Genomic DNA, 20,974 nt, shown 5'->3' with positions numbered 1-20,974 from the left:
CTGATAGAAGGAAGACACGTGGGAACCGACCTGTTCGTCCGGACGTACGGGCGGGGCGCAGCAGATGCGCCCGCCATCCTCATCCTGCACGGCGCCGTGGAGTCCGGCGAGTGCTACGGAGACGCCGTCGACCGCTGGGGCGGCGACTTCCACATCGTGGCACCGGACGCCCGGGGCCACGGGAAGTCGCCGAGTCGGCGGCCTGACCACGAGGGCGTGCCGTCCACCGACGTGATGGTGCAGGACGCGATCGACATCCTCGGCGACCTGCTGGCGGACAGCGGGCGCAAGACCCTGGTCGTCGGACACTCGATGGGCGCCCGGATCGCCGCCTTCGTCGCGGCCGACGCACCGCACCTGGTCGCCGGCGTCGTGCTGGAGGACCCGCCGTGGTGGGTGCCGGAGGCCGGGCCCAACCCGTGGCTCAGCGTGCCCGCCGACCAGCGCGAGCGGGACCCGTTCGACGAGGTCGACACGTCCACCGTCGAGGAGCTCGTCGCCCTGCAGCGCGAGCTCAAGCCGCACTGGCCCGAGCAGGAGCTGCTGCCCCTGGCCGAGGCGATGAAGGCCGTCGACACCGACTACATGGACCAGCGACTGCACGAGAAGCGCCGGATCTGGACGCCGACCGCGCGGCAGATCACCGTGGGCCCGGCCGGCGTACCGGCGCTGCTGGTGACCGGCACCGGCGACGTCATCGTCGACAGGCACTCCCGTGAGCGGCTCACCGCCGTCGCGCCCGGTTTCGACGTCGTCGTCATCGAGGGGGCACACCACTGCGTGCGCCGCGACAAGCCGGAGGAGTACCACCGGCACGTGGACGCCTTCCTGCGCGAGAACGCCCCGTCGGTGGGAGCGGTCACTCCACGCTGAAGGTGTCGGACCGCGCGAGCGGGCCGTAGATCTCCGAGTCCGGCTCGGCGAGCGCGGCCCGCATCGCCTCCAGCCCCGCGCGCACCACCGGGTGCCCCTGGTTGTCGCGCCGGGTCGTCATGATCACCTTGCGCAGCGGCGCGATGCCACGCGTGGGCAGGATCGTCACCCACTCGGCGTCGCGCGCCGACAGCGCCGACTCCGGCACCAGGCAGATCCCGGCCTCGGCGGCCACCAGCGCCACCGCGGCCCGGTAGTCGTCGGAGACGTGCGCGATCGGCGGGTGGAAGCCCACCTCGGCGCACGCCTGCAGCACCATCGTGCGGCACGGGTTGCCGGGCGAGGGCATGATCCAGCCCTCCTCGCTGAGCTGGGTGAGCTCGATGCCCTCCTCGCCGGCCAAGGGATGCCCGTGGGGCAGCACGGCCTTGAACCGCTCGATGTAGAGCGGGAACTTCGCGATGTCGGGGGAGTCGCGCTCGGGATCGGACTCGTACTCCAGGCTCACGGTGACGTCGATGTCCCCGCGCATCAGCATCCGATGGCTCATGTGTGCCTCGGCGTCGACGACCGTGACGTCGACGCCGGGCGCCTGGCGGCGTAGCTCGACGATCGCCGGTGCGACCACCCAGCCGATCGCGGTCGGGAAGGCGCCGATCCGCAGTTGACCCAGCACGCCACCGGCGTGCGCCGCGAGATCGGCCTCCGCCAGCTTCAGCCGCGAGCTGATCTCCTCGGCGTGCTCGGCGAGGATCCGTCCGGCCGGGGTCAGGGCCAGCTTGCGTCCCGTGCGTACGACGAGGGCGTGGCCGACCTCGCGCTCGAGCGCGGCGAGCTGCTGCGAGACCGCGGAGGGGGTCAGGTGCAGTGCCGCCGCGGTCGCGGTGACCGAGTCGGACAGCACGAAGGCGCGCAGGACGAGGAGGCGTCGGGGATCGATCGTCGGCACGCAGGCTCCGTCGCGAGTCGGCCCGGGCGCCGCCACGACCGTGGGAGCCGTGCGGCGGACCGGGGGAGTCTCGATGCTAGCGGCTGCACGCCATTCCCCGGCCGTGCCTCGGGCTGGGGCCGGGTCCTAGATTGATGAGGTGTCCGACCACCCGCTGCGGCCCGACCCGACCGACCAGTCCGCCCGCGCCATCGCCGCCGCCGAGCAGCTCGGCCTGTCCTTCGAGGTGACCCGGCACGGGCCGGTGGGCTCGCTGGAGGAGGCGGCCGCCGTGCGTGGCGTCGAGCCGAGGCAGATCGTGAAGACCATGGTCGTGCGGGTCGCCGAGGGCGACCACCGCTTCGTCCTGGTGCCCGGCGACCGGGAGATCTCCTGGCCGCGGCTGCGCACGCTGCTCGGCGTCAACCGGATCTCGATGCCGTCGGCCGACGCCGCCCGCGAGGTGACCGGCTACGTCCGCGGCACGATCACGCCGCTCGGCGCCACGACGCCGCTGCCGGTCATCGCCGACAGCCGGGTCACGGGCGCCGTCTCCGTCGGCGGGGGCGGGTACGGCGTCGCGCTGACCGTCGACGGGGAAGCACTCGTCGCCGCCCTCGACGCCACCGTCGCCGACGTCACCGCCCCGCCGCGCTGACCGGCGCTCAGGTCGCCGGGTGGACCTCCACCACGGCGCCGTCGAGACCGAACTCGACGTAGGCGGTCTGGTTGAACTCGTTGCTCGCGTAGGCCGAGACCCACGCCGGCGTCTCGTCCTCGGCGTCAGGCCGCTCGATGATCAGGTAGCAGCCGTCAGGGTCCTCGACGAGCTGCTCCACCTGCGGACAGAGGCCGTCCAGGACGGCGCTGTCGACGGTGGCGAGATCGAACGGCTCCTCGTCGCCGGTGCCCTTGCTCGGCTCGTCCAGCTCACCGTCCCAGTAGAAGCTGAGCTCACGCTCGTCGCTCGGGTCCTCCGGCTTGTAGGGCGCGTCGACCACGGCGTACTCGGGGTAGATGACGACGCTGCGGACCTGCGTCGACCCGGTCTCCTCCTCCAGAGCCGCGACCAGCGCGTCGAACCCCGCGTCGGTCTGCGGCGCGTCGGCACCCGGCGGGTCACTGCCGCCCGCCAGCGCGAAGATCAGGGCGGTCGCGCCGGCCACCGCCGCCACCCCGCCCACGGCGAGCCCGACCGACGACCCGCCACCCGTGCGGACGGTCCGCTCCGCGACCGACCGGACCCGCTTCGGCGGCTTCGGCGGCTGGTACGCCGGCGGGGTCGGCGACGCGTCGGGGTCCGGCGTGTCGTCGGGGGAGTACTGCTGCCACTGCGGAGGTGCCACGGCAGCACGCTAGTGCGTGGCCCTGCGTGGGACGATGACGGCATGGCCGACTCCACCACCCACGACGTCGCCGGCGAGGTCGTCGACCTGTGCCGCGACCTGATCCGGATCGACACCTCCAACTACGGTGGCGGCGAGAGCACGGGCGAGCGGAAGGCGGCCGAGCACGTGGCCACGCTCCTCGACGAGGTGGGCATCGCGGCCGAGGTGATCGAGACGGCGCCGGGACGCGCCAACGTGCTGGCCCGCTGGGGTGGCGACACCGCGCCGACCGGCGGGGACCGCGGAGCGCTGCTGCTGCACGGCCACCTCGACGTCGTACCCGCCGCGGCCGAGGACTGGGCCGTGCATCCGTTCAGTGGCGAGGTCCAGGACGGCTACGTGTGGGGCCGCGGCGCGGTCGACATGAAGGACTTCGACGCGATGCTGCTCTCGGTGGTCCGGGCCCGTCAGCGGGCCGGGCGGGTCCCCGAGCGGGAGATCGTGCTCTGCTTCACCGCGGACGAGGAGGCGGGCGGCCACCACGGCGCCCAGCTGCTCGTGGAGAACCACGCCGAGTGGTTCGAGGGCTGCACCGAGGCGGTCGGGGAGGTCGGCGGCTTCAGCACGACGGTCCGCGGCCGCCGGCTCTACCTCATCGAGGCTGCCGAGAAGGGCATCGCGTGGATGCGGCTGAGCGCCCGCGGCCGCGCCGGCCACGGCTCGATGCTGAACGACGACAACGCGGTGACCCGGCTGGCGTCGGCGGTGGCACGGATCGGCGCCCACGACTGGCCGGTCCGGCTCACGCCGACCATGCGGACGCTGCTGGCGACCGTCGGCGAGCTGGCCGGCGTCGAGGCGACCCCGGAGAATGCCCCGGCCCTGGTCGAGGAGTTCGGCGGAGCGGCCCGGATGCTCGGCGCCGTGCTCCGCAACTCGACCAACCCGACCATGCTCGAGGCGGGCTACAAGGTCAACGTCATCCCGACCGAGGCCACGGCCCACGTCGACGGCCGGTTCCTGCCCGGCCACGAGGAGGAGTTCTTCGCGACGCTCGCCGAGCTCACCGGCGAGGGCGTGGACATCGACTTCGTCTCCAAGCAGGCGCCCTGGGAGACGCCGTACGACGGCGCGCTGGTCGACGCGATGACCCGTAGCCTGCTCGCGGAGGATCCCGACGCGCTCGTGGCGCCGTACCTCATGAGCGGCGGGACGGATGCCAAGCACTTCACGAAGCTCGGCATGCGCTCCTTCGGCTTCGCGCCGCTGCGGCTGCCCGACGACCTCGACTTCACCGCGCTCTTCCACGGCGTCGACGAGCGGGTCCCGGTCGACGCGCTGGAGTTCGGCGCCCGGGTGCTGGATCGCTTCCTCGACGAGGCCTGACCCGGCAGGCGCACGACGAACGGGCGGGACGCGGCCCGAGCCGCGTCCCGCCCGTCGCCCATCTCACTTCCTCTTGCGGACCAGCTTCACCACCTCGGTCACGGTGACCGTGCCACCGGCGCTGGTGAAGGTGAGGGTGACGGCGACCTTGGCCCGGCCCTTCTTCTGCAGCTTCTTCTTCAGCTTCCCCTTGGGCTTGACGACGAGCGTCGCCGTGTCGGCGCCCGCCGTGGTGGCCGACTTCGCCGCGACTCCGGGTCCGGCGAGCACCACGGTGCCCGCGGTGTTGAGCGCCACGGCGACCTGGGCCGTGCCCTTCTTCTTGTTCTTCGCCATGCCGATGACCGTGGCGGCCGGGGCGATGACCTCCTTGGTCACCGCGACGGTGACCGCCGGTGAGGTCGTCGCCTGGCCCGCCGAGTCGGTCACCGTCGTCGAGAGCGCCACGCTCCTGCCGGCGTCCTTCCCGCCCGGCGTCCAGCGGAAGACGTACGGCGCGTGGGACACCGTCTCCACGACGTCGCCGTCGACCAGGAGGCTGGCCGAACGCACGGCATGGTCGTCACGACCCAGCGCGACCGGCAGCAGGGTCTCCCCGACCTTCAGCGACACGCCGCTGCCGGGATCGACGAGCGCCGCGGTGGGCGCCGCGTCCGTGGGCGCACCAGGACCGGTCGGAACGCCGGACGGCATCGTCGACTGGCGCTGCAGGAGCGTCACCGATCCGCTGCCCGAGATCGCCTCGAGACCGTTGGCCGGGTCCGACGGCCCCCCGGCCACCGGGTCGCCCGTGCCGACGTAGCTCGTCCGCAGGGCGAACGGCGCGTCGCCGCGGACACCGGACAGGTCCGCCGTGCCGTTGTAGACCGCCCAGCCGTTGCCGGTGACGATGCTGGACTCGCCGGACAGCGATCCCTCGGTGCCGGCGTCGGCCAGCAGGATGCCGTAGGACCGCGTCGGGTCGGGCCGGTAGTAGTTGCCGGTGATCCGGCTGCCCGAGATCTTGCCCTGCATACCGCTGGTGAACTTCACGCCGATCTGCGGGAAGGTGCTGCCCGGCGTACCGGTCACGGCGGTGTCGAGGACGTAGCCGTTCTGGATGATCCCGGTCCGCACGGTGTTCGCGGGTCCTCCGTCGACGCCCTTGGCGCCATCGAAGAGGATGCCGCCCGACTGGTAGCCGGTGACCTGGCTGTCTGCGACGGTGACCTCCGACTCGACGGTGCCGGGCCCGGCGCCCTGGATGACACCGGTCTTCACGACACCCCAGCCGTGCGGGTGCTCGGCCAGCTCGCCGGCGTCGCTCGCCGTGCGCAGCGGTCCGACCTTGCTCTCCGAGACCCGGCCCGCCGCGCCGAAGAAGGCGATGCCCGCCTCGGCCCAGGTGTCGCCGGACGTCACGGTCACGCCCGAGATGTCCACGAACATCTCGTTGGTGTCGGTGGAGCCGAGGGACTGCCGCGACACGGTGATGACATTGCCGCCGCCATCGCGCAGGTACGGCGTGAGGCCGGCGAGGTCACCGATGGACGGGTCGGGCTTGATGGTGACCTTGTCCGCGCCGGCTCCCTTGATCCTGAGCGGCTTGGTGATGGTCAGGCCGTTCAGGGCGCCGGTGGCGACCGGGTTGCCCGGTCCGGAGACCGGTGTCGAGGACTCCTCGTAGACGCCCTCGCAGACCACGATGGTGTCCCACGGGGAGGCGAAGTCCACCGCGGTCTGGATGGACGTGTAGTTGGCGTCGGGACACTGCGCGCGGTCGTCGTCGACCACCCAGGCGGTGTTGGCGGCAGCCTCGCCGACGGTGTCGACCAGGGACAGGTTGCCGGGCGCGTTGTCCGTCTCGGCGAGGAACTCCGCCGGGTCCGGACCCGTCGCCGGCGGACCGTACCCGGCCCCCTGGTCGACGTCCGTGCCGTCGGAGAGGACCAGCGGAGCGTCCACGGCCGCCTCCTGGAACCGGACGTCGGCGAGCTGGATCGAGCCCGACTGGGGCAGGCCCGCACCACCGAACCGGAGCTCCAGCGTGTCGATCGCGCTCAGGTCGACGCCCTGCGCGGCGAACTCGGTGAGCGGCACCCGGATCTGGTCGAGCACGATATGGGTCCGCGAGGTCTGCGTGCCCGTGGACATGTGCAGGGCGTTGCCCCACCGCGGGTCGCCGGCGTTGACGACCGCCTCGTGGCCCGCGGCGTCGACGAGCACGATCTGGAAGTCCTGCGTGGTCGAGGCCGGGTCGTAGGTCCGCTCCTCCGAGTCCGCACCCGGGTTGCGGGTGTCGAAGAAGTTGACGTCCGCGCCCAGGGCGAGGGCCTTGAGTCCGCTGACGTCGGCGGAGGCGGCCGGGATGTCGGCCGTCAGGACCGCGTCGCTGCCCGACTCCCAGGCCAGCGCGAGCTGGCGACCGTAGGAGTGGTTGACCGGCGCGTTCTCCCGGGTTCCGTTCTGGCCGCCGAGCGCCGCCTTCCCCGGCAGCGGGCAGGCCTTGGCGCCGGTGGGCTGGCTGCCCTTGCCGAGCTGCGCGGGAGCGAAGTCGTCCGGCTCCGGGTTGCACCAGTCGTAGCCGCCGGCCGTCGCCTTCGGGAGCGGTGAGACACCGCCGTCGGCGAGATACGGGTTCACGAACCCGCTGCCGGTCAGCGCACCGCCGACGGCGTTGAGGCTGAGCGGGTTGGTGACCTCGGGCCGGATCACGTCGATCCGCTCGCCGGCCGCCGGGAAGTAGCTCGTCGAGACCCGTTCTGCGCACGCGATCCGGGTGCCCGACACGCTGGTCGGGCAGGCCGAGGCCGGGATCTGCTCGTGGGTCGGGGTGTCCGACAGCTCGCCGGTCAGGTACGGCTCGAACGCGCCCTCACCGCCGACGTACCGGCGGAAGAAGGCGCCCATCGTGGCCAGCCCGATCTTCTCCTGGTCGCCCATCCGGGCGGGGTCGCCCGAGATCTTCGTGTTGACCAGCGGGTTGTAGGTGTCGGAGTTGTCCAGGACGTAGGACCACGGGTTGTCGTAGCTCGCCGCCCCGCTGAGTCGCAGGTTGTTCGGCTGCACGTTGTTGCTGTTGGTCGGGCGGGAGTCACCGCAGGCGGCGTCGGTGACGTTGCCACCGTCCTGGCCGTCGGCGAACCACACCGTGTTGTACCAGTTGTGGTTCGCGCCCAGCTGGGACGACTGGATGCGCGGGAACGGATCGTCGGCGTTGATGTACTGGCTGCGCTCGAAGAACCGGGCGCCCTGCAGGTTCGAGACGTCGCCGTCGCACCACGGGAGGATCGACAGGTAGGGCGTGCCGTACGGCGCCTTGCGCTCGTAGTCGACCGGAGCCAGGGAGATCACGCCGCGCAGGGGGTAGCGCGGCCCGTCGGTCCGGATCCGGTTGTAGTCGATGAAGCTGGTGACCGCGTCGCCGCCGCGGGAGTGACCCATCAGCCCGATCCGGGTCATGTCGAGCCGGCCGGCCAGCGTGGTCCCGATCGTGGTGTGCTCGTCGACAGGCAGCCCGCCTGCCTCGTTGGCCGCGCTGAGAGCGTCGAGGGCCGCGGCGATGAGCTTGCGGCGCTGGTGCATGCCCTTGCCCTTGGGCCCGTCCTGGCGCATCATCATCTGGTCCTGCGAGACGGAGAACGTGGTGTAGCCCCAGGTCGCGAGGTTCTCGCCGAGATAGGCGTAGCCCGCCTCGTTGCGCTTGAACTGGGCGCACGAGGCGGTCACCGGATCCTGTCCGGCGTCGCAGGAGCCGTGGTTGCCGTGCACCAGGATGATGACCGGCGACGGCTCGGTCCGGTCCTGCGGGTAGTAGAGGGCGCCGCGGACCTCCAGCTGCTCGGCGGCCCTGGCCGTGCCGGCGGCCGGCGCCGACCCGTCGGAGGCGGGCTCCTGCAGGTCGACCAGGCCGAGCTTGGCCTCCTGGACGGTCGCCGGCGTGTAGCTGCCACGATCCAGCGGGTCGGGCAGCTCGGCGGTGGGTGCCGCGGTCTGCGGCTGGGGGGCTGCGGCCATGGCAGCGGGCACGCCGAGCGTGCTCACCGCCAGCGCCAGCACCAGCAGGCGCCACACGGGCGCGCTGATCAGCGTCATCGAAGGTTGCTCCTACCTGGGGTGATGGATGCCCGAGAGATCGCGAACCTAGGTAGTGCATGTTTCAACTTGGTGACGGCGCCGTTGCGCTGGACACCCGCGCCCCGGCGCTGGGGCCGCGCTGGGGCCGCGCCGGTGCTCAGGCGGTGCTCAGGCGGTGCTCAGGCGGTGCGGACGGCCCGGATGATCTTGCGCCGCAGCACCACCCGGCGCTTGCCGTCCGGCCCGATCTGCACCCGGTCCAGCTCCCAGCCGCCGTGCTCGGCCCGCTCGACGAGCAGCTTGGCGACCATGTTGCGCGAGAACTCGCGGTCGAAGGTCACCTGGTCGAACTCCCACTCGACCCCACGTCCGAGTCCGCGCATCAGGCCGGGACGCAGCAGGGAGTGGGTCACGCGGCACCTCCGGACACGTCGTCCAGCGCCGCCCTGATCTCCGGTGGCAGCACCTTCGCCTCCGAGCCGAGCGCCCCGGCCAGCTGCGCGGCGGTGCGGGCACCCACGACGGGCGCGGTGACACCGGGGGAGTCCCGGACCCACACCAGCGCGACCTCCAACGGCGTCCAGCCCAGGCCGTCGGCCGCGCGGGCGACCGCCTCGACGATGCCGCGGCTGTGCTCGTCGAGGTAGGCGTCGACGAAGCCGGCGAAGACCGGTGAGGCGGCGCGGGAGTCCGAGGGGGTGCCGGAGCGGTACTTGCCGGTGAGCACGCCTCGGCCGAGCGGCGACCACGGGAACAGGCCGATGCCGAGGGCCTCGACGGCGGGCAGCACCTCCCGCTCGACCCGCCGGTTGACCAGCGAGTACTCCATCTGGGTCGACGCGATCCGGGCCCGCCCCGCCGACGCCTCCTGCAGCGTCACCGCGCGGGCGGTCTGCCAGCCGTCGTAGTTCGAGATGCCGACGTACGTCGCCCGGCCGCTCGCGACCGCGTGGTCGAGCGCGCCCAGCGTCTCCTCGAGCGGCACGTCGTCGCTCCAGATGTGCACCTGCCACAGGTCGACGTGGTCGGTGCCGAGCCGCTTCAACGACGTGTCGAGGCCCCGCAGCATCGCGCCGCGCGAGGTGTCGGTGACCCGCTCCGACCCGCGCCGCCAGATCCCGGCCTTGGTGGCCAGCACCACGTCCTCGCGGCGTACGACATCGCCGAGCAGCGTGCCGAGCAGCGCCTCGGAGCGACCGTCGGTGTAGCCGGCGGCCGTGTCGACGGTCGTCCCGCCGGCCTCGACGAACGCCGTCAGCTGGTCACGGGCCTCGTGCTCGTCGGTGTCCTTGCCCCACGTCATCGTGCCGAGGGCGAGGCGCGACACCTGGAGGCCGCTGGCGCCGACGTACCGCTGCTGCATGGGGCACAACGTATCGGCCCGGCCGAGCGGGACGCGCCGGGCACGCCGATGACGCGCGTGACCGGCGACTCCCTAGGATGGCGCGTCGTGGCGGACTTCCTGCAGGCAGTGTTCCTCGGCGTGCTCCAGGGACTGACCGAGTTCCTCCCGATCTCCAGCAGTGCGCACCTGCGGATCTTCCCCGACCTGTTCGGCTGGGGTGACCCCGGCGCGGCCTTCACGGCGGTGATCCAGATCGGCACCGAGCTGGCCGTGCTCGTCTACTTCCGCAAGGACATCTGGCGGATCGCCCGGGCCTGGGTGCTGTCCCTGTTCAAGCCGGAGTACCGCGGTGCCCTCGACGCGCGGATGGGCTGGTACATCATCGTCGGCTCGCTCCCGATCGTGCTCCTCGGCATCCTCCTCAAGGACGTCATTGAGCGCGACTTCCGCAACCTGTGGATCATCGGCTGCACGCTGATCGTCCTCGGCCTGGTCCTCGGGCTCGCGGACCGGATCGGTCGCAACGAGAAGGCGATCAAGCAGATGCGACTGCGCGACGCCGTCCTGATGGGCGGCGCCCAGGCGATGGCACTCGTCCCCGGCGTGTCCCGCTCCGGTGCGACCCTGTCGATGGGCCGCTTCCTCGGCTACGAGCGGGAGGCAGCCACCCGCTTCGCCTTCCTCCTCGCCATCCCCGCCGTGGTCGGCGCCGGGCTGTTCGAGCTCAAGGAGATCGGCGACGTCGGCACGGCCCACCCCGGCGAGGCCGACTACGGCTGGGGGCCGACCATCACCGCCACGGTCGTGTCCTTCGTCGTCGGGTACGCCGCCATCGCGTGGCTGCTGCGCTGGGTCAGCACGAGGTCCTACACGCCGTTCGTGATCTACCGGGTCCTGCTCGGCACCGCGGTCCTCGTGCTCCTCGGCGCGGGCGTGCTCAGTTCCTGACCGTGGTCTGACCAGTCATCCATTGGGCAGAGACTGCATGGCTGCGGGCCGGATTGTTGCGGTTTGGGACCAAACCGCAACAAGAGTCAGGGCGCCCTGAGGAGCCTCAGAACCACCCGGCCTTCTTGAAGAAGATCCACAGCCCGGCCATGGTCGAGACCATCAGCGCGATCGCGAACGGGTAGCCGAAGGTCCAGTCCAGCTCGGGCATGTGGGTGAAGTTCATGCCGTAGACCCCGGCGATCAGCGTCGGCACGACGACGAGCGCGGCGCCGGCGGAGATCTTGCGCATGTCGTCGTTCTGCTGCATCGCGATCCGGGACACGTGGGCGTCGAACGCCGACGACAGGAGTCCGTCGAGGGTGTCCATCTCCTCGGCGGCCTGGGCGAGATGGTCGCTGACATCGCGGAAGAAGGGTGCGGACTCCGCCTCGACGAGGTCGACGCTGCCGGTCGCGAAGCGGCGCATCGGCTCACGCAGGGGGAGCACGGCTCGTCGTACCTCGGAGAGCTCGCGCTTGAGGATGTAGATCCGGTCGCCGTCCTGGGTGCGCCGGTCGGAGAAGACGGAGGCCTCGACCTCGTCGACGTCGATCTGCAGCTCGGCGACGACCGCCGTGTAGCCGTCGACGACGGCATCGCACACGGCGTAGACGACGGCCGACGGCCCGTGGTCGAGGACGGCCTGCTTCTTCTCGAGCTCGTGACGGGCGTCACTGAGGGCCGAGCCGCGCCCGTGCCGGACGGTGATCACGAAGTCGGTGCCGATGAAGACGTTGATCTCGCCGGTCTCCACGGCGTCGTCCTCGTCGACGTACCAGAGCGTCTTGAGGACGAGGAAAAGGCTGTTCGCGTAGGTCTCCAACTTGGGTCGCTGGTGCGCGACGACCGCGTCCTCGACCGCGAGCGGGTGGAGGTCGAAGGCCGCGGCGATCTCGCCGAGCTCGATGTGGCTGGGCTCGTAGAGCCCGACCCAGACGAAGTCGTGCTCGTTGTTCGCCGCGGCGCGCAGCGCGGCGTAGTCGTGCAGATGGCAGTCCACGGGGAGGCGGACGCCGTGCCGGTAGACGGCGCTGTCGACGATCACGGGCTCACGCTAGCCCCACGCCCGCCGCTGGCGGTCGATCCCGGCCAGCGGGTCACGTGCCGACCGCGGGCGCCGACGTCGTGACCGGCCCGGCTACGCTCGCGGCCATGGCCACCCTGCTGCTGGTCCGGCACGGCCGGACCACCGCGAACGCCTCCGGCCTGCTCGCCGGCCGGACCGCGGGCGTCCGGCTCGACGAGCTCGGCACGCAGCAGGCCGCGCGGGCCGGAGCCCGGATCGGGAGCGTTGCGGTGGCGGCACTCGTCACCAGCCCGCAGGAGCGCTGTCGGCAGACCGCCCGCGCGGTCGCCGCCGGCCAGCGCGACGCCGGCCACGCGACGACCAGGGCGGTCACCGAGAAGGGGCTCGCGGAGTGTGACTACGGCGAGTGGCAGGGCCGCTCGCTCAAGGATCTGGTCCGCGAGCCGCTGTGGAAGACCGTCCAGCACCAGCCGTCGGCGGCCGTGTTCCCCGGCGGGGAGTCGATGGTCGCCATGCAGCACCGGGCGGTGGCGGCCGTGCGGCGACTCGACGCCGAGATCACCCGCGACCACGGTCCCGACGCCGTCTGGGTGGCGGTGAGCCACGGCGACATCATCAAGTCCGTGCTGGCCGACGCGCTCGGCATGCACCTCGACCTGTTCCAGCGGATCAACGTCGACCCGGCGTCGGTGTCCATCGTCCGCTATGCGCCCGACCGGCCCTACGTGCTGGCCAGCAACACCCATGACGGCGACCTGTCCTGGCTCGCGCCGAAGCCAGGTCGACGCCGGACGCGGTCCCGCGGAGCGGCTGTCGGCGGTGGCGCCGGCCCGGCCTGACGACACGTCGATAGGCTCAGGGGTATGCCGATCGTCCACGGATTCGACCCGCCCGAGCGCTTCGTCGCCGGCACCGTCGGCGAGCCCGGCGGCCGCACCTTCTTCCTCCAGGCGCGGGCCGGCTCGAAGCTGGTCACGGTCGCGCTGGAGAAGCAGCAGGTCGCGGCCCTGGCCGAGCGGATCGACGAGCTGCTCGACGAGGTGATCGCCGACGGCCGGGCGCGCGCCGTCGTGCCCGCGATGGCGCCGTTCGGTCTCACCGACGACCGGCCGCTGGAGCTGCCCATCGAGGAGGAGTTCCGCGCCGGCACGATGACCCTCTCGTGGGATCCCGACGACGAGCGGGTCGTCGTCGAGGTGTTCCCGGTGGGCGAGGAGCCGGTCGAGCTGACCGACGGCGAGGACCCGGCCGAGCTGCTCCTGGTCCGCCTCGAGCCGGGGCAGGCCCGGGCGTTCGTGCGCCGGGCCGAGCACGTCGTCGGAGCCGGCCGGCCGAGCTGTCCCTTCTGCGGGCACCCGATCGACCCCGAAGGTCACCTGTGCGTGCGGGCCAACGGGTTCAAGCGCCGCGATCCATGATCCTCCAGGGCCGGATCATGCCGGCCTCCAACGCGACCTTCCTCGCCGAGCTCGACGGGCGCGAGGTCGTCTACAAGCCGGTGGCCGGGGAGCGACCGCTGTGGGACTTCCCGGACGGCACCCTCGCCGACCGCGAGGTCAGCGCCTACCTGGTCTCGGAGGCCACCGGCTGGGACCTGGTGCCGCGCACCTGGTGGGGCGAGGGTCCCCACGGCCCCGGCATGGTCCAGGAGTGGCAGCAGGTCGACCCCGACGACAGCGCGGTCGACCTGGTCCGCTCCGGCGAGGCGGCCCCCGGCTGGCTCGAGGTCGTCGAGGGACTCGACGAGCGCGATCACCCGGTGATCCTCGTCCACGAGGACTCCCTCACGCTGCGCCGGATCGCCGTCTACGACGTGCTGGTCAACAACGCCGACCGCAAGGGTGGACACGTCCTCGCCATGCCTGGCGGACACCGGTACGGCGTCGACCACGGCGTCGCGTTCCACCACGAGGCCAAGCTGCGCACCGTCTTGTGGGGCTGGGCGGGGAGCCGGTTGACCCCCGAGGAGACCGACGTGGTCACCGCGGTGCTGGCCGCGGTCCGCGGCGAGCTCGGCGAGCGGCTGAGTACCCACCTCGCCGAGCACGAGATCCAGGCACTGGAGCGTCGTACCGAACGACTGCTGGCGGCCGGTACGCTGCCCGGCCCCTCCGGGAGCTGGCCGGCCATCCCCTGGCCGCCCTTCTAGAGCCAACCCCTAACATCGAGGCATGCGCGCATGGAACGCACCGGGCCTCCCGGTGCTCCCGGTCTCCGGCCCCCAGGTCGTCCTCCACGACACCGCCTCCGGCGGCAGGGTCGAGAGCCGCCCCGACGGCCCCGCGCGCCTCTACGTCTGCGGCATCACGCCGTACGACGCCACACACATCGGCCACGCCAACACCTATGTGGCCTTCGACCTGCTCAACCGGGCGTGGCGCAGCGCCGGCCACGAGGTGCGCTACGTCCAGAACGTCACCGACGTCGACGACCCGCTGCTCGAGCGTGCCGACAAGGTCGGCGTCGACTGGGTGGAGCTCGCCGAGCGCGAGACCGAGCTCTTCCGCAAGGACATGGAGGCACTGCGCGTGCTCCCGCCGGTGGAGTACGTCGGCGCCGTCGAGTCCATCCCGCTGGTGATCGAGCTGATCGAGCGCCTCGAGGCGGCCGGGTCGGTCTACCGCGTGGACCAGGACCTCTACTTCTCGGTCGCGGCGGACCCCGCCTTCGGCGAGGAGTCCAACTACGACCGCGAGACCATGCTCCGCCTCTTCGGCGAGCGCGGCGGCGACCCGGACCGTCCCGGCAAGAAGGACCCCCTCGACTGCGTCGTGTGGCGCGGTGAGCGCGACGGCGAGCCCGCCTGGGACAGCCCGTTCGGCCCTGGGCGACCCGGTTGGCACATCGAGTGCGCGGCGATCGCGCTGACCCATCTCGGCGCGGCGTTCGACGTGCAGGCCGGCGGCAGCGACCTGGTCTTCCCGCACCACGAGATGTGTGCCGGCCACGTGCAGGTCGCGACCGGTGAGTCGTTCGCGCGGGTCTACACCCACGCCGGCATGGTGGCCTACGACGGCGAGAAGATGTCGAAGTCCCTGGGCAACCTGGTCTTCGTGTCGGCGCTGCGCAACAGCGACATCGACCCGATGGCGATCCGGCTGGCCCTGCTGCGCCATCACTACCGCAGCGACTGGGAGTGGACCGACGCCCACCTGTGGCGGGCGGTGGACGACGTCGCCGAGTGGCGGCGCGCCCTCGCGCTGGGCGCCGGGGCGCCCGCCGCACCCGTGGTCGAGGAGCTCCTCGCCGCGCTGGCCGACGACCTGGACGCCCCCCGCGCCACGGCCGCCGTCGACGCCTGGGTGCGGGCCACGCTCGGCACCGACGGGCTGGCCGACACCAGCGACCCCGAGGCCGCCGTCACCCTCCTGCCGGTCCTCGACGCCGCGCTGGGTCTCGCGCTGTAGCCGTCAGGACCTGCCTCGATTGGGCAGAGACTGCATCTGATCGGCCTGGATTGTTGCGGTTTGGGACCAAACCGCAACAATCCCGCAGGCTCAGGACTCCTCGCCCCGCCGCTTGAGGTACCGCTCGAACTCCCGCGCGATCGCCTCACCGGACGCCTCCGGGAGGTCGGCGGTGTCCCGTGACTCCTCCAGCGAGCGCACGTACTCGGCGATGTCCTCGTCCTCCTCGGCCAGCTCGTCGACCCCGCGCTCCCAGGCCCGGGCCTCGTCGGGCAGCTCGCCGAGGGGCATGGGGATCTCCAGCAGGTCCTCCAGCCGGGTGAGCAGCGCGAGGGTGGCCTTCGGGCAGGGCGGCTGGGCGACGTAGTGCGGGACGGCCGCCCAGTAGGAGACCGCGGGGATGTCGATGCGGGCGCAGGCGTCCTGCAGCACGCCGACGATCCCGGTCGGGCCCTCGTAGGTCGACTGCTCCAGCACCAGCCGGTCCATCAGGTCGGCCTCGGTCGTCGAGCCGGACACCGGGATCGGCCGGGTGTGTGGACTGTCGGAGAGCAGCGCGCCGAGGGTCACGAACAGCTCGGCGCCGAGCTCGTCGATGGTCTCGAGGATCTCGTCGGTGAACTGTCGCCACCGCATGTTGGGCTCGATCCCGCGCACCAGGATCACGTCGCGATCCAGGTCCGGGGGCGAGGCCACGGCGATGTGCGTGCTCGGCCAGGTCAGCTTGCGGAACCCGCTGTCGTCGATGCCGACCGTCGGGCGGTTGACCTGGAAGTCGTAGTACTCCTCCGGGTCGATCGCCGCGACCACCTTGGCGTCCCAGACCTTCATCAGGTGGTCCACCACGGCGGTCGCCGACTCGGCGGCGTCGTTCCAGCCCTCGAACGCAGCGATCACCACGGGCCGGACCAGCTCGGGGATCGTCTCGATCTCCATCACTGTGCCAGCCTAGTCAGCCGAACGCGGGTAGCATCAGCACCAGCCGAGAGGCGTTGCAACGGACGAGCCATCTACGGGGCCGTCCGCCACGCTCGGCCGAGACACCAAGGGCGCCTTCCATACTCTGGAAGGATGGTTTTCATGGCTCAGGACAGCCCGCACGACGCCGCGTGGCAGCCCGATGCGACCGACGAGCTCACGCAGCTGCTGCGCGAGCGGATCGTCGTCCTCGACGGCGCGATGGGCACCGCCATCCAGCGCGACCGCCCTGACGAGGCCGGCTACCGGGGCGAGCGCTTCGCGAACCGCGAGGAGTGGCCCAGCGACCTGATCGGCAACAACGATCTGCTCTCGGTCACCCAGCCCGACATCATCGCCGGGATCCACCGCGAGTACCTCGACGCGGGCGCCGACATCATCGAGACCAACACGTTCAACTGCAACGCGATCTCGCTCAGCGACTACGGCATGGCCGAGCTCTCCTACGAGCTCAACCTCGAGGCCACCCGGCTCGCCCGGCGCGTGGCCGACGAGGTCGCGTCCGCGTCCGGCCGCAAGCGGTACGTCGCGGGCGCGCTCGGGCCGACCACCCGGACCGCCTCGATCAGCCCCGACGTCAACGACCCCAGCGCGCGCAACGTGTCGTACGAGCAGCTCGTCGAGGCCTACCTGGTCGCCGCCCGCGGCCTCGTCGACGGCGGCTCCGACCTGCTCTTCATCGAGACCATCTTCGACACCCTCAACGCCAAGGCGGCGATCTTCGCCGTCGAGACGCTGTTCGAGGAGACCGGCCGCCGCTGGCCGGTCGTGATCTCCGGCACGATCACCGACGCCTCCGGGCGCACGCTCTCCGGCCAGGTCACCGAGGCGTTCTGGGACTCGGTGCGCCACGCCCAGCCGCTCGCCGTCGGCCTCAACTGCGCGCTCGGCGCCGCCGAGATGCGGCCCTACGTCGCCGAGCTGTCCCGCCTCGCCGACTCGTTCGTCTCGGTCTACCCCAACGCGGGGCTGCCCAACGCCTTCGGTGAGTACGACGAGGCGCCGGCCGACACGGCCGGCGTCCTGGTCGAGTTCGCCGAGGCCGGATTCCTCAACATCGTGGGCGGCTGCTGCGGCACGACGCCCGACCACATCGCCGAGATCGCCCGCGTGATGGAGGGCCGAGCGGTCCGAGTGCCGGTCGGGATCGAGCCCGCGATGCGGCTGTCCGGTCTCGAGCCGTTCACCATCACCGACGCCAGCCTGTTCGTCAACGTCGGCGAGCGCACCAACATCACCGGCTCGGCCCGGTTCCGCAACCTGATCAAGGACGGTGACTACGACACCGCCCTGTCGGTCGCCGCGCAGCAGGTCGAGGCCGGCGCCCAGGTCATCGACGTCAACATGGACGAGGGCATGATCGACGGCGTCGCCGCGATGGACCGCTTCGTCAAGCTGATCGCGAGCGAGCCCGACATCAGCCGGGTGCCGCTCATGATCGACTCCTCCAAGTGGGAGGTCATCGAGGCCGGGCTGCGCTGCGTGCAGGGCAAGCCGATCGTCAACTCGATCTCCATGAAGGAGGGCGAGGAGAAGTTCGTCGAGCAGGCCCGGCTGTGCAAGAAGTACGGCGCGGCCGCGGTCGTGATGGCCTTCGACGAGGACGGCCAGGCCGACAACCTCGAGCGCCGCAAGGCGATCTGCGAGCGCGCCTACCGGATCCTGGTCGACCAGGTCGGCTTCCCCGCCGAGGACATCATCTTCGACCCCAACGTGTTCGCGGTGGCGACAGGCATCGAGGAGCACGCGACCTACGGCGTCGACTTCATCGAGGCGACCCGCTGGATCAAGCAGAACCTGCCCGGCGCGAAGGTGTCGGGCGGCATCTCGAACGTCTCCTTCAGCTTCCGCGGCAACAACGCCGTGCGCGAGGCGATCCACGCGGTGTTCCTGTTCCACGCGATCGAGGCGGGCCTCGACATGGGCATCGTCAACGCGGGCGCCCTGGTGCCCTACGACACGATCGACCCCGAGCTGCGCGACGCCATCGAGGACGTGGTCCTCAACCGCACCGACGACACGCTGGCCGCCACCGAGCGTCTGCTGGAGCTGGCCGAGCGGCACCGCGGCAGCGGTGAGGTCGTCGAGGCGACCGCCGAGGAGTGGCGCTCGCTGCCGGTGGGTGAGCGGATCACCCACGCGCTGGTCAAGGGCCTCGACGGGTTCGTCGAGGACGACACCGAGGAGCTGCGGCAGGAGATCGCGGCTCGCGGGGGTCGCCCGATCGAGGTGATCGAGGGCCCGCTGATGGACGGCATGAACGTCGTCGGCGACCTGTTCGGCGCCGGGAAGATGTTCCTGCCGCAGGTCGTGAAGTCGGCGCGGGTGATGAAGAAGGCCGTCGCCTACCTCATCCCGTTCATCGAGCAGGAGAAGGCTGATTTGATTGAGGCCAACCCCGAGCTCGCCACCGCTGTGTCATCAAGGGACACCAACGGCACCATCGTGCTCGCCACCGTCAAGGGCGACGTCCACGACATCGGCAAGAACATCGTCGGCGTCGTGTTGTCCTGCAACAACTACGAGGTGATCGACCTCGGGGTGATGGTGCCGGCCCAGAAGATCCTCGACACCGCCAAGGAGGTCGGCGCCGACATCATCGGGCTGTCCGGCCTGATCACGCCGAGCCTCGACGAGATGGTGGGCTTCGCCGGCGAGATGCAGCGTCTCGGGCTCCAGATCCCGCTGCTCATCGGCGGTGCTACGACGTCGCGGGCGCACACGGCGGTCAAGATCGACCGCAAGTACGACGGCCCGGTCGTCTGGGTCAAGGACGCCTCCCGGTCGGTGCCGACCGCGGCGGCCCTGCTCGACGACCGGCAGCGCCCGGCGTTGCTGGAGACGACGAAGGCCGACTACGACTCGCTGCGCGCCCGCCACTCGCAGAAGTCCGAGCGCCCGCTGCTGTCCTTCGCGGACGCACAGGACAACAAGTCACCGATCGACTGGGACGGCTATGCGCCGCCGCAGCCGCGGGCCCACGGCGTCCACGTCCTGGCCGACTACGACCTCGCGGAGCTGCGCGACTACATCGACTGGCAGCCGTTCTTCAACGCCTGGGAGATGAAGGGCAAGTTCCCCGACATCCTCAACAGCCCGACCCATGGCGAGGCCGCCCGCAAGCTGTACGACGACGCGCAGGTCATGCTCGACACGCTGGTCGCGGAGAAGTGGCTGACCGCCAACGGCGTCTACGGCCTGTTCCCGGCCGCGAGCACCGGCGAGGACGTCGTCGTCTACGCCGACGAGTCGCGCGGCGCCGTACGCACGACGCTGCACCAGCTGCGTCAGCAGGGCCAGCACCGCGCGGGAGTGCCCAACCGCTCGCTCGCCGACTACGTCGCCCCGATCGGCAGCGACCTGGCCGGCGGCGGCGACTGGGTCGGCGCCTTCGCCGTCACGGCCGGCATCGGCACCACGGAGCGGATCATGGCGTTCAAGGAGGAGCTCGACGACTACTCCGCCATCCTGCTCGAGGCCCTGGCCGACCGGCTCGCGGAGGCGTTCGCGGAGCGGTTGCACCAGCGGGTGCGCACCGAGTTCTGGGCGCACGTGCCGGAGGAGCAGCTGACCAACGAGGACCTGATCGCCGAGAAGTACACCGGCATCCGGCCCGCGCCCGGCTACCCTGCCTGCCCGGACCACACCGAGAAGCGCACCATCTGGGAGCTGCTCGACGTCGAGGCGAGCACCGGCATGGAGCTCACCGAGTCGATGGCGATGTGGCCCGGCGCGTCGGTGTCCGGCCTCTACTACAGCCATCCCGAGGCGCAGTACTTCGTCGTCGGGCGGCTGGGTCGCGACCAGATCGAGGACTACGCGTCCCGCAAGGGCTGGAGCGTGGTCGAGACCGAGAAGTGGCTGTCCCCGAACCTCGGCTACGACCCGGACGACTGAGCACTCGGGTCACGCCGCGGCGCCGTGCGTGACAGCCGCCGCCGCGATCGCCAGGTACACCCCGGCGACCGGCAGCCGGCGCAGGCCGGGGTGCCGCGGTGTGCTCCGACCCGCGGCGTCCGGACGGTATCGGCGGCGCAGCCGCTGCGCGAGGAGCCCGGCGCACACGGCGTACGCCAGGTCCACGACCAGCGCGACGAGCACGGTGACGACGCCGAGGGCGAGGACCTCCGCCTGGGCCGCGGCACCCGTCGCGCCCGGCGTCAGGAACTGGGGCAGGAAGGCCAGGAAGAACAGCGCGACCTTCGGGTTGAGCAGGTTCATGAGCAGGCCGTCGGCGTACACCCGTCCCAGCGCGGGCGGCGTCGGGGTGGCGGGGCCGCCCGGGTCCTGCCGCCTCCGGGCGAGCTCCCGGACCGCGAGCTGGACCAGGTACGCCGCGCCGAGGTACCGGACGACGGCGAAGGCGGTCGGGTTCGCGGCGATCAGCGCCGAGAGGCCGAGCGCGGTGGCGGCGGCATAGACCGCGGTCCCGGTCTCGACGCCCAGCACGGACACCACGCCGGCCCGCACCCCGTGCGCCACGCTCCGGGTGGTGATGTAGATGGTGTTCGGGCCGGGCATGCCGACCAGGACCACGGAGGCGCCGGCGAAGGCGGCCAGCTGCGCGGGCTCGAGGGCGAGGCTCATGGGACGGTCCGTTCCAGGTGGGTGCGGGGGCGTCCCCTAGCGTGGTCGCCGACCGCCCGGGAGGACCCG

The 20,974-nt window shown here is 71.6% G+C and carries 17 protein-coding genes and 1 riboswitch; of the genes, 9 read left to right on the top strand and 8 right to left on the bottom strand.

The genetic code is table 11. From position 1 onward, the window contains the following. Positions 1-18 precede the first annotated feature (18 nt). Positions 19-873 (top strand): alpha/beta fold hydrolase, encoded by an 855-nt coding sequence (locus tag KVF89_RS10020; RefSeq protein WP_257425327.1) that lies wholly within the window; start codon positions 19-21, stop codon positions 871-873. Here KVF89_RS10020 and KVF89_RS10015 read toward each other — a convergent pair. Next, positions 860-1,822: a LysR family transcriptional regulator gene (locus tag KVF89_RS10015; RefSeq protein WP_257425326.1), complete on the bottom strand. Its 963-nt coding sequence runs from the start codon at positions 1,820-1,822 to the stop codon at positions 860-862. The genes KVF89_RS10020 and KVF89_RS10015 overlap by 14 nt on opposite strands. A gap of 139 nt (positions 1,823-1,961) precedes the next feature. Between KVF89_RS10015 and KVF89_RS10010 the strand changes: the two genes are divergently transcribed. Further along, positions 1,962-2,459, top strand: coding sequence for an aminoacyl-tRNA deacylase (locus tag KVF89_RS10010; protein ID WP_257425325.1), 498 nt, complete (start codon positions 1,962-1,964; stop codon positions 2,457-2,459). Between the two features lie 7 nt (positions 2,460-2,466). On the opposite strand, the gene KVF89_RS10005 is transcribed toward KVF89_RS10010, so the two are convergent. Beyond that, positions 2,467-3,147, bottom strand: coding sequence for a hypothetical protein (locus tag KVF89_RS10005; protein ID WP_257425323.1), 681 nt, complete (start codon positions 3,145-3,147; stop codon positions 2,467-2,469). Between the two features lie 42 nt (positions 3,148-3,189). Between KVF89_RS10005 and KVF89_RS10000 the strand changes: the two genes are divergently transcribed. Beyond that, on the top strand, positions 3,190-4,515 hold the full coding sequence (locus tag KVF89_RS10000) for a M20/M25/M40 family metallo-hydrolase (protein WP_257425322.1): 1,326 nt from the start codon (positions 3,190-3,192) through the stop codon (positions 4,513-4,515). A gap of 63 nt (positions 4,516-4,578) precedes the next feature. Here the strand turns inward: KVF89_RS10000 and KVF89_RS09995 are convergent, their stop codons facing one another. The 3 genes from KVF89_RS09995 to KVF89_RS09985 all read right to left on the bottom strand — a co-directional run bounded on the left by KVF89_RS09995 (position 4,579) and on the right by KVF89_RS09985 (position 9,934). Further along, on the bottom strand, positions 4,579-8,589 hold the full coding sequence (locus KVF89_RS09995) for a hypothetical protein (RefSeq protein WP_257425321.1): 4,011 nt from the start codon (positions 8,587-8,589) through the stop codon (positions 4,579-4,581). A 161-nt stretch (positions 8,590-8,750) separates the two neighbouring features. Beyond that, positions 8,751-8,984: a DUF5703 family protein gene (locus KVF89_RS09990; RefSeq protein ID WP_372497888.1), complete on the bottom strand. Its 234-nt coding sequence runs from the start codon at positions 8,982-8,984 to the stop codon at positions 8,751-8,753. Continuing rightward, complete coding sequence (locus tag KVF89_RS09985; protein WP_257425319.1) at positions 8,981-9,934, bottom strand: aldo/keto reductase; 954 nt, start codon at positions 9,932-9,934, stop codon at positions 8,981-8,983. Before KVF89_RS09985 ends, KVF89_RS09990 begins: the two co-directional genes overlap by 4 nt. 87 nt (positions 9,935-10,021) lie before the next feature. On the opposite strand from KVF89_RS09985, the gene KVF89_RS09980 reads away from it, so the two are divergent. Beyond that, positions 10,022-10,864 carry an undecaprenyl-diphosphate phosphatase gene (locus KVF89_RS09980; protein WP_257425318.1) on the top strand — a complete coding sequence of 281 codons (843 nt, stop codon included), beginning with the start codon at positions 10,022-10,024 and terminating at the stop codon, positions 10,862-10,864. A 106-nt stretch (positions 10,865-10,970) separates the two neighbouring features. On the opposite strand, the gene corA is transcribed toward KVF89_RS09980, so the two are convergent. Further along, entirely contained in the window at positions 10,971-11,951 is a 981-nt protein-coding gene (gene corA, locus KVF89_RS09975; RefSeq protein WP_257425316.1) for a magnesium/cobalt transporter CorA, read from the bottom strand. A 107-nt stretch (positions 11,952-12,058) separates the two neighbouring features. Between corA and KVF89_RS09970 the strand changes: the two genes are divergently transcribed. The 4 genes from KVF89_RS09970 to mshC are packed head-to-tail and all read left to right on the top strand — an operon-like array spanning position 12,059 to position 15,340. Then, positions 12,059-12,772: a histidine phosphatase family protein gene (locus KVF89_RS09970; protein WP_257425314.1), complete on the top strand. Its 714-nt coding sequence runs from the start codon at positions 12,059-12,061 to the stop codon at positions 12,770-12,772. 24 nt (positions 12,773-12,796) lie between these two features. Then, positions 12,797-13,351 (top strand): DUF3090 domain-containing protein, encoded by a 555-nt coding sequence (locus KVF89_RS09965; RefSeq protein ID WP_257425313.1) that lies wholly within the window; start codon positions 12,797-12,799, stop codon positions 13,349-13,351. Between the two features lie 17 nt (positions 13,352-13,368). Next, entirely contained in the window at positions 13,369-14,082 is a 714-nt protein-coding gene (locus KVF89_RS09960) for an SCO1664 family protein (protein WP_257425312.1), read from the top strand. 22 nt (positions 14,083-14,104) lie between these two features. Continuing rightward, positions 14,105-15,340: a cysteine--1-D-myo-inosityl 2-amino-2-deoxy-alpha-D-glucopyranoside ligase gene (gene mshC / locus KVF89_RS09955; RefSeq protein WP_257425311.1), complete on the top strand. Its 1,236-nt coding sequence runs from the start codon at positions 14,105-14,107 to the stop codon at positions 15,338-15,340. 90 nt (positions 15,341-15,430) lie between these two features. Here the strand turns inward: mshC and KVF89_RS09950 are convergent, their stop codons facing one another. Next, on the bottom strand, positions 15,431-16,276 hold the full coding sequence (locus KVF89_RS09950) for a PAC2 family protein (protein ID WP_306809358.1): 846 nt from the start codon (positions 16,274-16,276) through the stop codon (positions 15,431-15,433). Positions 16,277-16,318: 42 nt separating this feature from the next. Further along, positions 16,319-16,402: riboswitch (S-adenosyl-L-homocysteine riboswitch) on the top strand. Between the two features lie 18 nt (positions 16,403-16,420). Here KVF89_RS09950 and metH point away from each other — a divergent pair. After that, a complete protein-coding gene (metH, locus tag KVF89_RS09945; protein ID WP_257425309.1) occupies positions 16,421-20,215 on the top strand; it encodes a methionine synthase in 3,795 nt (1,264 codons plus the stop codon). Positions 20,216-20,224: 9 nt separating this feature from the next. Here the strand turns inward: metH and KVF89_RS09940 are convergent, their stop codons facing one another. After that, on the bottom strand, positions 20,225-20,905 hold the full coding sequence (locus KVF89_RS09940) for a LysE family translocator (RefSeq protein WP_257425308.1): 681 nt from the start codon (positions 20,903-20,905) through the stop codon (positions 20,225-20,227). Positions 20,906-20,974: the final 69 nt, after the last annotated feature.

Origin of the sequence: Nocardioides carbamazepini, from assembly GCF_024614185.1 — a bacterium.
GTDB lineage: Bacteria > Actinomycetota > Actinomycetes > Propionibacteriales > Nocardioidaceae > Nocardioides > Nocardioides carbamazepini.
Note: the sequence above shows the minus strand (reverse complement) of the source record. Positions and strands in the feature narration are given on the sequence as shown.

Bases quoted from the DNA above. Each gene is read 5' to 3' on its own strand.
- KVF89_RS10000 (WP_257425322.1), top strand. From the start codon at position 3,190: ATGGCCGACTCCACCACCCACGACGTCGCCGGCGAGGTCGTCGACCTG.
- KVF89_RS09995 (WP_257425321.1), bottom strand. From the start codon at position 8,589: ATGACGCTGATCAGCGCGCCCGTGTGGCGCCTGCTGGTGCTGGCGCTG.
- KVF89_RS09985 (WP_257425319.1), bottom strand. From the start codon at position 9,934: ATGCAGCAGCGGTACGTCGGCGCCAGCGGCCTCCAGGTGTCGCGCCTC.
- KVF89_RS09970 (WP_257425314.1), top strand. From the start codon at position 12,059: ATGGCCACCCTGCTGCTGGTCCGGCACGGCCGGACCACCGCGAACGCC.
- KVF89_RS09965 (WP_257425313.1), top strand. From the start codon at position 12,797: ATGCCGATCGTCCACGGATTCGACCCGCCCGAGCGCTTCGTCGCCGGC.
- KVF89_RS09960 (WP_257425312.1), top strand. From the start codon at position 13,369: ATGCCGGCCTCCAACGCGACCTTCCTCGCCGAGCTCGACGGGCGCGAG.
- mshC (WP_257425311.1), top strand. From the start codon at position 14,105: ATGCGCGCATGGAACGCACCGGGCCTCCCGGTGCTCCCGGTCTCCGGC.
- KVF89_RS09950 (WP_306809358.1), bottom strand. From the start codon at position 16,276: ATGGAGATCGAGACGATCCCCGAGCTGGTCCGGCCCGTGGTGATCGCT.
- metH (WP_257425309.1), top strand. From the start codon at position 16,421: ATGGCTCAGGACAGCCCGCACGACGCCGCGTGGCAGCCCGATGCGACC.
- KVF89_RS09940 (WP_257425308.1), bottom strand. From the start codon at position 20,905: ATGAGCCTCGCCCTCGAGCCCGCGCAGCTGGCCGCCTTCGCCGGCGCC.